The 11562-nt window shown below is 60.1% G+C and carries 14 protein-coding genes; 6 read left to right on the forward strand and 8 right to left on the reverse strand.

All coding sequences use genetic code 11. The features are described from left to right. The first annotated feature begins 29 nt into the window (after positions 1–29). Entirely contained in the window at positions 30–653 is a 624-nt protein-coding gene (locus VXJ35_RS22515; protein WP_064023284.1) for a TPM domain-containing protein, read from the forward strand. Next, positions 650–2158, forward strand: a complete 1509-nt coding sequence (locus VXJ35_RS22520; protein ID WP_064023285.1) for a TIM44-like domain-containing protein — start codon at positions 650–652, stop codon at positions 2156–2158. Before VXJ35_RS22515 ends, VXJ35_RS22520 begins: the two co-directional genes overlap by 4 nt. Positions 2159–2302: 144 nt before the next feature. Here VXJ35_RS22520 and VXJ35_RS22525 read toward each other — a convergent pair whose 3' ends face one another. Genes VXJ35_RS22525 through VXJ35_RS22540 form a run of 4 tightly spaced genes read right to left on the reverse strand, consistent with a single transcriptional unit; the run spans position 2303 to position 4148 of the window. Then, positions 2303–2656: a YciI family protein gene (locus tag VXJ35_RS22525; protein WP_064023286.1), complete on the reverse strand. Its 354-nt coding sequence runs from the start codon at positions 2654–2656 to the stop codon at positions 2303–2305. Continuing rightward, on the reverse strand, positions 2653–3162 hold the full coding sequence (locus VXJ35_RS22530) for an SRPBCC family protein (RefSeq protein ID WP_064023287.1): 510 nt from the start codon (positions 3160–3162) through the stop codon (positions 2653–2655). Before VXJ35_RS22530 ends, VXJ35_RS22525 begins: the two co-directional genes overlap by 4 nt. A gap of 22 nt (positions 3163–3184) precedes the next feature. After that, on the reverse strand, positions 3185–3658 hold the full coding sequence (locus VXJ35_RS22535; RefSeq protein WP_064023288.1) for a VOC family protein: 474 nt from the start codon (positions 3656–3658) through the stop codon (positions 3185–3187). A 7-nt stretch (positions 3659–3665) separates the two neighbouring features. Continuing rightward, a complete protein-coding gene (locus VXJ35_RS22540; protein WP_064023289.1) occupies positions 3666–4148 on the reverse strand; it encodes a VOC family protein in 483 nt (160 codons plus the stop codon). Between the two features lie 420 nt (positions 4149–4568). Between VXJ35_RS22540 and VXJ35_RS22545 the strand changes: the two genes are divergently transcribed. From VXJ35_RS22545 to VXJ35_RS22555, 3 genes are all read left to right on the forward strand, one after another. After that, the gene (locus tag VXJ35_RS22545) at positions 4569–5855 is read left to right on the forward strand and encodes an amidohydrolase family protein (RefSeq protein ID WP_064023290.1); all 1287 of its coding nucleotides are present in this window, start codon (positions 4569–4571) and stop codon (positions 5853–5855) included. Positions 5856–5941: 86 nt separating this feature from the next. Next, positions 5942–6544 carry a hypothetical protein gene (locus VXJ35_RS22550; RefSeq protein ID WP_064023291.1) on the forward strand — a complete coding sequence of 201 codons (603 nt, stop codon included), beginning with the start codon at positions 5942–5944 and terminating at the stop codon, positions 6542–6544. 166 nt (positions 6545–6710) lie between these two features. Then, entirely contained in the window at positions 6711–7529 is an 819-nt protein-coding gene (locus VXJ35_RS22555; protein ID WP_064023292.1) for a PP2C family serine/threonine-protein phosphatase, read from the forward strand. A gap of 7 nt (positions 7530–7536) precedes the next feature. On the opposite strand, the gene VXJ35_RS22560 is transcribed toward VXJ35_RS22555, so the two are convergent. Continuing rightward, entirely contained in the window at positions 7537–8229 is a 693-nt protein-coding gene (locus tag VXJ35_RS22560) for an FHA domain-containing protein (RefSeq protein WP_064023293.1), read from the reverse strand. A gap of 347 nt (positions 8230–8576) precedes the next feature. Here VXJ35_RS22560 and VXJ35_RS22565 point away from each other — a divergent pair, with 347 nt between their 5' ends. Beyond that, complete coding sequence (locus VXJ35_RS22565; RefSeq protein ID WP_157198268.1) at positions 8577–8741, forward strand: hypothetical protein; 165 nt, start codon at positions 8577–8579, stop codon at positions 8739–8741. A gap of 211 nt (positions 8742–8952) precedes the next feature. On the opposite strand, the gene hemL is transcribed toward VXJ35_RS22565, so the two are convergent. The 3 genes from hemL to gmk form a co-directional block, all read right to left on the reverse strand. Beyond that, positions 8953–10230, reverse strand: coding sequence for a glutamate-1-semialdehyde 2,1-aminomutase (gene hemL / locus VXJ35_RS22570; RefSeq protein ID WP_064023294.1), 1278 nt, complete (start codon positions 10228–10230; stop codon positions 8953–8955). A 191-nt stretch (positions 10231–10421) separates the two neighbouring features. Next, positions 10422–10880 carry a hypothetical protein gene (locus VXJ35_RS22575; RefSeq protein WP_064023295.1) on the reverse strand — a complete coding sequence of 153 codons (459 nt, stop codon included), beginning with the start codon at positions 10878–10880 and terminating at the stop codon, positions 10422–10424. A gap of 23 nt (positions 10881–10903) precedes the next feature. Beyond that, complete coding sequence (gene gmk / locus VXJ35_RS22580) at positions 10904–11518, reverse strand: guanylate kinase (protein ID WP_054763485.1); 615 nt, start codon at positions 11516–11518, stop codon at positions 10904–10906. Positions 11519–11562 lie beyond the last annotated feature (44 nt).

An 11562-nucleotide genomic window follows, 5' to 3' on the forward strand; every position in this document is an offset into this window, starting at 1 on the left:
CAGAGTATAGATCAAGCTGGAACAAGCCTATGAAACAGTATTTGGCGCCGGCCTACCAAAGCCGGTTGTGGGACGCGATCAAAAACTTGGAAAACGGCTCGCAGGCCGAAGCGGTGGTGGTATTTCGCGCCCGCTCCGCCGACTATAGCTCGGTACCGCTGCTGTGGGGCTTGGCGGCGGCTTGGTTGAGTTTCACCGTAATGATGTACGCGCCGGTTTATTTCGAAAACTGGTTGATTTATTACGCGCCGCTACTGGCGTTTGCCGCGGCCGCCGGCTGCGGTTCGCTGCCGGCGGCCAAGCGCTGCAGCGTGCGCCGGCCAGTGCGCGACAAGTGCGTCGAAATCATGGCCAGGGCCATTTTCCAAAAAGGCGGCATTCAGCATACCAAGGACAAAACCGGCTTCCTGGTGTATTGCTCGTTGCTGGAACGGCGGGTGTTTCTGCTGGCCGACCGCGGTTTGCAGTTGGCGGTGCCGCAGGAGGTATGGCAGGAGTTGCAAAACGAGTTCGACGGCATATTCGGCGACAGCCAACCGGAACAAAGCCTGCTGCGGGCGCTGGAAAAAACGGCCGCGGCATTCGCCCGCTACTTGCCGGTGCAAGACGGCGACATCAACGAACTGCCGGACCGGCTGGATATCGACTTATGAAAAAGCTGCTCTTGATCCTGGCGCTGGCCGGCCTGGCCGTTTCCCAACCTTTGCCGGCCCGGCCCGGCGGCGGCCACTCCAGCAGTTCCCATAGTTCGCACAGCTCGTCGAGTTCGAGTTTTTCCCATTCCGGCTCAAGTTGGAGCACGCACGACAGCTCGAGCGGCGCGTCGGGCAGCGCCCACCCGATGTCGTCTTTAGAAGCTTTGATCCTGTTCATCATCATCGTCGCGATCGTTATTATCGTGATCCGCAGCCAGGCCGGCGCACGCAGCGTCGTGACGGCGCCACCGGCCCAATACCGCGCGCAACGCCAGCAAAGCATTGCCGAACAAATCGCGGCTTTGAAACAGTTAGACGCCAACTTTTCCGCCGTGGTGTTTTTGGATTTTGCCCATTCGCTGTACTGCAAGTTCTACGAATATTCCACCAAGCCCGAATTTAGCTACCTGTCGCCGTTCTTGAGCACCGAGTTGCAAGGGCATTTCGAACGTTCGCAGCCCTGGACCGTCAGCGAAATCGTCGTCAATAGCCTGCGCTGGTTGGAGGTCGGCACGTCTGGCAGCGATAGCGATACCATCACCGTAGAAATCGACGCCAATTACACACTGGATTTGAAGGGTCGGCGTTCGCGCTATGCGGTGGTCGAGCGCTGGCAATTTTACCGGCGCAAAGGTTTGCTGTCGGCCGAGCCGGAAAAAATGCAAAGCGTGAGCTGTCCCCAATGCGGGGGGCCGGCGCATTTCACCGACGCCGGCGTCTGCGGTTATTGCGGCGCCAGCGTGCAAAAAGGCGGCGCACAATGGTGTTTGGGCAAACGCGTCGTGGTCGGCACCCGCGCCGTGCCGGCGGTGGAAGGGCTGGCGGCTTACGCCGAAGAACAGGGCACCCAAGCCGTCACGGTCAAGCAAGCGGATTTGATCGAACAGATGAACCGCTGGCAGCAGCGCTACGGCATCGCCGAGTGGCAACAATTCTGGGCGCCGTTCGAGAACGACGTGGTGCGCAATTATTTCGCGGCGATATACGGCCACTGGAGCCGGCGCGATTGGCAGGCGGCGCGGCATCTGTTATCGGACCGGCTCTACGAAACCAATGCCTTTTGGCAGAAAATGTACATCGAACGCGGCTGGTTCAACCGTCTGGAAAATCTGCGCGTCGAGCAAATCGTGCTGGCAAAAATCGACAGCGATAAATTTTACGAGGCCATCACCGTACGCATCTTCGCCGCTTGCAACGACTACACCGAAGACGCCGGCGGCAAAATCGTCGGCGGCTCGAAAACGTCGCTCAGGCGTTTTTCCGAATACTGGACCTTCGTCCGCCGCAGCGGCGCCCAACGCCATGACAAGCCCTACAGCCTGAGCCAATGCCCCAGTTGCGGCGCACCGGCCGACAACATGGGCCAAAGCGGCGAGTGCGGTTATTGCGGCAGCAAGATCAGTACCGGCCAATTTTCCTGGGTCTTGTTTCTGATCGAACAGGACGAGGTGTATTGCGGCTGAGCTGGATGCGGCTCACGTTGGCAAATTGTCTTCTCGATTCCGCCATCCAGCATCGGCATCTCGGAGACTGTCGGGCCCGAAACACGCAGGAGGACACAGTCGCCAGCCTCACTTCCGCGCGTAAGGCATCGAGGCCGGCCCGATTCATTGCGGCAAACCCTCCAATTCGATCAACGGCCGGACTTCGACGGTGCCCTTGCGCGCCATCGGAATGCGTTCCGCGGCGGCCAGGGCGTGGTCCAGGTCGGGAACGTCGATCAGGTAATAGCCGCCGAGTTGTTCGCGGGTTTCGGCGAATGGGCCGTCCGTGACTAGACGCTTACCGTCCCGCACTCGCACGCTGGTCGCCAGCGCGGTCGGTTGCAGCGGGCTGGCGGCGACAAACTGGCCTTTCGCTGCCAGATCCTGCGCCAGTTGACGCGACTCGTCGTAACAGGCCTGGCGTTCGGCTTCGGCCAGGTTTTGTTCTTGGAAATAAATCAGCAACAGGTATTTCATAACGGCGTCCCCCGGCCTTGCAGATAAGCCAGCATTTGTTCCAGCGCCTTGCCCCAGCCTGCCTCGAAGCCCATCGCCGCGTGTTGCTCGCGGCCGGCCGGGTCGGCGTGCAGTACGGTCGCTCGATACAACGTGCCTTGCGGGTGGTCGCTCAGTTCGATGATGCCGGTCATCGCAAACTCGCCGCAAGGTGCGCTATCAGCGGAACCGAACAATTTGGGCCGAAAGCCCGGTAACAGCGCATTGGTCCAGACCAGGCGTCGGTGTTCGACGATTTCCAGGTAGCAGCCGACATTGGGAAATTCGGCACCATCCGGCGAACGCATCGTGGTCAGAAAGGCGCCGCCGGGTCTCAAGTCGATTTCGCAGGCTACGGTCTGCCACGGCAGCGGGCAAAACCACGGCATCAGGTGTTCCGGCACGGTCCAGGCCTGCCAGATTTGTGCTTTGGGCAGGTCGACGCTGCGTTCGAATACCAGGTCGAGTTGCGGATTGAATTCAGTCATTGGCTGTCTCCTAAAAATAATGTCAGGCCGCGACGGCGGCTCGTTCCAGTGCGGCGATGTCGATCTTGGCCATTGGCAGCATTGCCTGCATCACCCTTGCGGCCTTGGCCGGATCGGGGTTGCCGAGCAGGCGGCCCAGGGCGGTCGGTACGATTTGCCAAGGCACGCCGAAGCGGTTGGCCAACCAGCCGCATTGCTGGATTTGGCCGCCAGTGGCCAGTTTGTCCCAGTAGTAGTCCAGTTCGTCCTGGGTTTCGCAATTGACCACAAACGATATTGCCTGATTGAAACCGAATGCCGGGCCGCCGTTCAACGCGACGAACTCCTGGCCGTTCAGCACAAACCCGGCCGTCATCAGCGTGCCTTCCGGCAATGGCGCGCCGGCCGGGTAACGGCTAAGGTTCAACACTTTGCCGTCCTTGAATACCGACAGGTAGAAATTCATGGCCTGTTCGGCCTGATCGTTAAACCACAGAAACGGGGTGATCGTTGCCATCGCCGCCTCACGCACAGTCGCCGCCGGCGGCGAGCAGCGCATCCATCTTCGCCTGAAACTCGCTGCGGTCAACGTCGGCGATGTGGGTCGCCAACATCCATTGGTGGCCGAACGGGTCGGTGACGGCGGCCATCCGGTCGCCCCAGAATTGGTCGGCTGGTTCCATCACCGGTGTAGCGCCGGCCGCGACAGCTTGAGCGAAGCCGGCATCGACGTCGTTCAGGTACATGTGCAATTTGACCGGCGTGCCGCCCAGTTTGCTAGGCGACGCCGAGCCGGCATTCGGGTATGCGTCGGAAATCATGAAATGCGATACGCCGATCGTGAATTCGGCGTGGCCGATTTTGCCGCCCGGCATGAGCAGGCGCATGGTTTCGACCGCGCCGAACGCCTGCTGGTAAAACGCCAACGCAGCGGCGGCATCGTCGACAGTCAGATAAGGCGTGACGCTTTGGTAGCCTTCGGGGATCGGTTTGACGGGGGTATTCATCGCTTTGCTCCGGTGTGGTGAAAATTAAAAATGTACGCAGCCTAGTCGAACGGCATACTTCCAAATCGACAAACCCAGCATATTTTTTTCGGCTGTCCGCCAACCCGGCCGAAACTCGGGTAGTCGCGGCCGTATCGCGCTCACGCCGTTCCTATGCCCGCAGGCCGCCAAATAGCCGATAACCTGGGACTGTCACCGAACCCGAACGTATTCGGCAAATAAATCCGTTTGCCATAACAAAGACTCCGTTCCGCATAAAACCGCGCCAGGTTAAACCGCTAAGATAGCCAGCGGCCCGCCAAGCGGAAATCGTCTATGTAACGCCATGATTTTATTGCGATTAGCGCCAGCCGGCATCCGGTCGGCCCCGCCGGCTTTTTTCTCCGGACATCACTAAAACCCAATCGACAAGGACTCCTTATGCCACGCACCCAGAGATCGTTTACCTTAAGTACCCTGGCTTTGGCCGTATTGGCCGCCTCAGGCCAGGTCTACGCCGCTACTGCCACCGTCCCGGTATCCTGCAAATTGATCGGCGCCGACCGGCTGTTCGACGGCAACGAAGTGCAATTCAATAAAAGCGTGCTGGTGGTCGGCGACAAAGTGAAAGCCGTCGGCGATTTCGCCAGCCTGAGCGGCCAATGCGCGACCCGTTACAATCTGGGCGACGCGACGATCATGCCGGGATTTATCGAGTCGCACGCCCATGTCACCTTCCAGAACGTCAGCAAGGACAAAATCCTGGAACACGGTATCACTACCGTGCAGGATACCGGCGGGCCGCTGCTGCCGCCACAAGGCGGTAACGGCAGTCTGCGCCTGCTCAGCACCGGGCCGATTCTGCAAGCCCAGGGTGGCTATCCGTTGAATGTGTTCACGCCGGACGATACCGGCGGCGGTTACGATAAGGTCGGCCTGGCTATTGCCGCCAACGCCACGGAAAGCCAAGTCAGGGCCGTGGTACAGAATCTGGCTGCCGGCGGCGCCTCCGCGATCAAGATCGCGCTGGAAACGGGCGGCGAGGCCGGTGCGCCGTGGATGATGTCGCACGGCCACGGCGAAGTGCCGGCTGCGCCATGGCCGATATTGTCTCAGCAGCAGGTGGCTTGGATCGTCAGCGAAGCCCATAACCAGGGTAAACGCGTGCTGGCTCACGTCGGCGAAAATAGAGGCTTCGAGATCGCCTACGCCGCCGGCGTCGACATGCTGGCCCATATGCCGTGCGCGGCGGTCGACGCCAATTTGCTGCACTCCGCCGTCCACGACGGTATGGAATTCACGTCCACGATAGACACCTTGGCCTCGTGCGGCGACGGCCTATACCAAAATGCCCACGTGGTGGGCCACGTTTACCAGGAACATGCCGGCGAGGGCCTGGCCTTCCCGCTGGTTTACGGTTCGGAAATCGCCCACGACAACGTGCCGTGGGGCATCAACGGCGAAGAACTGCATCTGATGTTGCACCTGGGCAGCGGCGATACCATCGACTTCGGCGACGTATTGAACGTGTTGCGTTCCGCCACCTCGGCCGCCGCCGCGCGTCTGGCAACCGGCATTCCCGGCCTCGGCACGCTGTCCCCGAATGCGCCGGCCGATTTGATCGCGGTCAAGGGCAATGCCTTGGAACGCTTCAAATTGCTGGAATACCCCGACATGGTGATGTCCGGCGGCAAATTGGTGGTGAATAAATTCTCGCCGACACGCTAACCGCCGGCTGAACTGCCCGTAACCGCGCCGTCCGCGGCGGGCGGTTCGCCGCTTCCATTCTTTAACCGTTTTTATCCGATACGGCCATGAAAAAATCCTCCTTCGCATTTGTTTGTTTCGCTTTATCCATGCTGCAACTCGGCCGGGCCGATGCCGGCGTTTTGCATTTCGACGACGTTACCGCCGATGCGGAAGCGGCCATCGCCGACGGCTACGCCGGTTTGAACTGGACCAACTTCTGGGTGCAAAATCCGCAATTGGGCCAGGTCGCGAATTTCGACTCCGGCTTTTACAACGGCGTCGTTTCGGCCGACTATGCGGCATTCAATGCCGACGGCGGCCCGGCCGGCATTTGGTCGAACAGCTTGTTCGATTTCCGCAGCGGATATTTCGCTTCGGCTTCGCGCTGGGGCATGCAGATTACCGCTAACGGCTATCGCGACGGCAATCTGTTGTACCAGCAGCAATTGCTGGTCAACACCGACGCCGCGCAATTCTTCTCTCTGAATTTTGTCGGCATCGATTCGCTGGAATTCGTTGCCAGCGGCGGCGAGGAATATCTCGGCGCCGGCTTCCATTTCACGCTGGATAACGCCGACATCGCGGCGCCGGTCCCGCTGCCGGCGGCGGCGTGGCTGTTCGGCTCGGCCTTGGCCGGATTGCTGGGCTTGCAGCGGCGTAAAGGGTAAACCCGCCGCGATTCGCTAAACGTCTAAACCGCCTGCGGGCGGTTTTTTGGTGCGGCTTGCGCCATAGCGGCCGGCATTTCGGCGTGCCGGCCTTGACAATTCGGCCGCTTACGGCCACTTTTCGATACCGGACTTCGCTACCTTCCCCTTGCCCAAGGATATTGCCATGCCGGCCGTACGCATTTTCAACCGTTATTTCGTTCATGGCGCCAGCGATCCGGGCCGAGTGCGCGAAATCAACGAAGACGCTATGTTGCTCAACGCCGAAACCGGCCTCTGTTTGCTGGCCGACGGCATGGGCGGCCACGGCCGGGGCGATGTCGCCAGCCAACGCACCGTCGCCGAAGTCGAGCGTTTGGTTGGGCGGCATTTACCGGTCGCCGCGGCCGGCCGTTGGCCGGCTTGGCTGGGACGCTGGCGCAACAAAGGCCGGCGCCAGGCCGACAACGCCCTGCCAGCAAGGCAACTCGATGTACTGGCCGACATTGTCCGCGAAGCCAACCGCGCACTTTACCTGAGCAACCGGGAGCACGGGGCGGTCGACGGTACCGGCAGCGGCACCACCCTGGTCGGTTGCCGGCTGCTGCCCGGCATGGACCGGATGCAGATATTCCACGTCGGCGACAGCCGGTTGTACCGCTGGCGCGGCGAAGCCTTGCAGGCCTTGACCGCAGACCATTCGCTGTACCGGCAGTGGCACGACGGCGGCCAAATCGGCAGGCAACCGCCGGCAAACCAGTTGTACCAGGCCATCGGTCCCAATCCGGCGATAGAACCGGAAATGCAACTGGTCGAAATAGCGCCCGGCGACGGTTTTTTGATGTGTTCCGACGGTTTGACCGGCATGTTGGAGGAAGCCGAAATCGCCGCCATCCTGTCCGGCCTCGCTCCGGCCAATCTGGCAGCTAAAACCCAGGCTCTGATCGATGCCGCCAATGCCGCCGGCGGCACAGACAACATCACGGTGGTTTTGATCTGCCAGTAGCGCCGCGCTATTGCTCGACGAATTTCAGCAGCACCTTTTTCACCAAAATATTGTCGTCGTTGCTCAAGCGCACCTGATGGCCGACTTCGCGCCCGTTCAAACGGATATGCTTGTTGGCGACCGGGGTCAGATAGTAATGGTCGCCGAGGCGGATGATTTCTGCGATCAGTTTCGGGGTAAACCAGCCGCCCACCCGCACGCTGCACTGTGCGCCCTTGCCGATCGTGTAGTAATCCTTGTTCAGCAGCAGTTTATTGATGTTGCGGGCTTCGCCGTGTATCAGCAGGGCATGGTTGCCGGTCCGTGCCGCCGCAGCGGCTGGCCCGGAACCGGCCGCCGGGTTGACCAGCAACGTCCGGTCGAAATCGGCCGCTTGCTCGGCGTGGGCGGAACTGCCGGCCGACGAGGTGGGTTGGTCGACGAATTTCAAATCGTGTTTGCCGACGGTAATTACGTCGCCGAAACGCAGCTTTTGCCGGCCGGCGATCTTGGCGCCGTTCAAATAAGTGCCGTTGGTGCTGTTCATATCCTCCAGCCACCACTCGCCGCCTTGGCGGGAAATCGCCGCATGCACCAGCGACACGCCTTTGTTGCCGATATGCACCTGGTTGTAACTGGCCCGGCCGATGCTGCAGGCCTGATCGCCGATCTCGACCACGTCTTGCAGCGAGCTGTTGAAGTAAATCTCGACAAAACTCATGTCTCCACCCCGGATTGATTGCGCAAACGCCACAAGTATTGGCCGGAGTCGGCAAAATGTCATGTTCTAATTTGCCGCGCGGCGACCCAGGGCGGCTTCGGGAATGGTGGTTGCCCCGGATTTTTTCGGCCGAAACTTGAGCGAGCGCACAAATATTTGGCGGACTTCCGGCCGGCGCTAAGCCCGCACCTTGCGCAATGCCGGGTTAAACCGTAATACTCGCGGCGGAATTGTGCGGCAAAATATCGGCGCGCTATTGAAAAACCGGGCCGGCGCCTCCATGTCAGCGGGCCGGCCCCAGATCAAGCTGAGTAGCCTCGAAGATTTAGACTTAACGGAGAAAATATATGTTGAAGAAATGCCCCCATTGCAACCGCGTCAGCGATACCGACGATTTTTGCACCTTACACGGCAAGGCCCGCGTGACGATGAAACCGGTGATCGATTTCAAATCCACGGCCATTCAAGAGCCTAAAGTGCAAAAATCGGCTTCCGATCAAGAAGCGCTCTAATCCGGCCGCCTGCCGAGACTTAAATCCCGCCGGCCGGCCGGTTCGGCGGCGATTCGCTCCGGAGCCGCCCGCGGTCGCGGGCCGGCCCCAATAAAAACCGCAGTTGCAATTCAGCAGTTGCGAATCCCCACCGGTAGTTTTCCTATTTTGCCTATTCGCCGCCGCTTCGGCGTAAACCGGATAAACGCGAGCGGAGCGATCCGTCTGGCCGCTAAGCCTTAAACGCCGCGGCAGCCGCTGCGATCGTGGCCTGCAAATCCTCATCGCTATGGGCAGCGGAAACGAAGCCGGCCTCGAACGCCGACGGCGCCAAATACACGCCTTGATCCAGCATCGCATGAAAGAAGCGTTTGAAACGCTCGACGTCGCAAGCCATTACTTGCGCGAAGCGGCTGATGGATTTTTCTTCGCTGAAAAACAGGCCGAACATGCCGCCGACCTGGTTGGTGGCGAACGGGATGCCGGCGTGGTCGGCTGCGGCCTGCAGGCCTTGCAGCAGTTTTGCGGTTTTGGCCGACAGGTCGTCGTAAAAGCCGGGTGCGGCAATCAATTCCAGGGTTTTCAGGCCAGCCGCCATCGCCACCGGGCAGCCGGACAGAGTGCCGGCCTGGTAGACCGGGCCGAGCGGAGCCAGGTGTTCCATTATTTTGCGGCTGCCGCCGAAGGCACCGACCGGCAAGCCGCCGCCGATGATTTTGCCCAGCGTGGTCAGGTCCGGCTTGATGCCGTAGCGGCCTTGGGCGCCCTGCAAGCCGACGCGGAAGCCGGTCATCACTTCGTCGAAAATCAACACGCTGCCGTATTGGTCGCAGACCGCGCGCAGCGTTTCTAAAAAGCCCGGCTCGGGCGGGACGCAGTTCATGTTGCCGGCCACCGGCTCGACGATGATGCAGGCGATTTGTTCGCCGAGTTCGGCGAAGGTTTGTCTGACCGCGTCGCTGTCGTTATAGGCCAGCGTGATGGTGTCGGCGGCCAGCGCGGCGGGTACGCCCGGCGAACTGGGCACGCCCAGCGTCAGCGCACCGGAACCGGCCTTGACCAGCAGCGAGTCGGAGTGGCCGTGGTAGCAACCCTCGAATTTGACGATCTTGTCGCGGCCGGTGTAGCCGCGCGCCAGCCGCAGCGCGCTCATCGTGGCTTCGGTGCCGGAACTGACCATGCGCACCATATCGATCGACGGCAGCAGTTCGCAGACCTTTTGCGCCATCACGGTTTCGATTTCGGTCGGCGCGCCGAAGCTCAGGCCTTTTTCGGCGGATTGTTTGACCGCGTCTATCACTGCCGGATGGGTGTGGCCCAAGATCATCGGTCCCCAGGAGCCGACGTAGTCGATGTAGCGCTTGCCTTCGCTGTCCCAGACGTAGGCGCCCTGGGCGCGGTCGAAATACACCGGCGTGCCGCCGACGCCCTTGAAGGCGCGGACCGGCGAGTTGACGCCGCCGGGAATGACGTGTTGGGCTTGGGAATAGAGTTCGCTGGATAGTGTCATGGTCTGTGCAATCGGGTTGGAGTTGATCGAGCCGGAAACGTCAGGCTGGCGGGTGCGGGTTTTGGACAGGCCGTTGCCGGAGAAGAGGCTGCGGGCCGAGCCGGCCGGCCCTATATTCGGGCACGGCGCCTAATCGAGCCGGGCCGCGAGTTAAGCTCGGCGCCGAGCTTAACTCGCGGCCCGTTTCGTTGTCAGTTGACGGTGTTGGTCGAAGGTTTGCCGAACAAGTGCGGACCTTTCGGCTGCGGTTTGTTTTGCAAGCAGAAATAGGCGGCCGCGTCGAATTTGATGCTCAGGGTTTGCGTATCTTCGTGGTCTTCGATGTATTTTTCGGCATCGATTTCCGACAGGTCTTCTTTGATATGTTCGGCGATACAGTCGCAAGTTTCTTTAAAGCGCGGTTCGTCGACATCCTTGTTGGTCGAATTTTTCAATTCGCGCTCGACGCATTTGGCGGAAAACTCCTTTTCGAACAGGCGCTTTTCCGAGCCGCTGGCTTCGCCGGTATCGTCGCGGTGTACGGATTTCTTCAAGTTGCCGGCAGCAGCGGTTTTCGGCGCTTCGGCCTTATCGTCCGAGCAAGCGGCCAATTGCAATAAAGCGGGAAGCAAGGCGAGGGCAAGACCCCGTTTCAACGAAATGTTTTTCATGGTGTGTGCTATGTAATTAGGTTTTAGTTGAGTAAGTCCTGTAATAACCCGACCAGATTTTGTTGCTGGACGTCCTGGCGCAAACGGTTGGCGACGATGATGCTTTTCAATTGGCTTAGAGCCAGTTCGAAATCGTCGTTGACGACCAGGTAGTCGAACTCGGGATAGTGGCTCATTTCGGTCACCGCGTCGCGCATGCGCCGGGCGATGACTTCGGCATCGTCCTGGCCGCGGTTTTGCAGGCGTTGGCGCAGTACTTCGATCGACGGCGGCAAAATGAAGATCGATTGGCTGGCCGGAACCATGCGCCGCACTTGTTGCGCGCCTTGCCAGTCGATTTCCAGAATCACATCCAGGCCCGACGCCAGATTGTCTTGCACGGTCTGCTGCGCAGTGCCGTAAAAGTTGTCGAACACTTGCGCGTGCTCCAGAAACGCCTGGTTTTCGATCATGGCTTTGAATTCGCCGACCGAGACGAAAAAGTAATCGCTGCCGTGGCGTTCGCCGCTGCGCATCGGCCGCGTGGTATGCGAGACCGACACCGTCAAACCGTCCAATTCGGCAAACAGTTGTTTGACCAAGCTGGTTTTGCCGGCTCCGGACGGCGCGGAAATGATATAAAGTCTGCCCGTAGTCATTTATTTATTTGGGTTATCCATGCGGCAGCCATTCTTTTCTGATA

Source organism: Methylomonas sp. DH-1 (assembly GCF_046097555.1).
Classification (GTDB): domain Bacteria; phylum Pseudomonadota; class Gammaproteobacteria; order Methylococcales; family Methylomonadaceae; genus Methylomonas; species Methylomonas koyamae.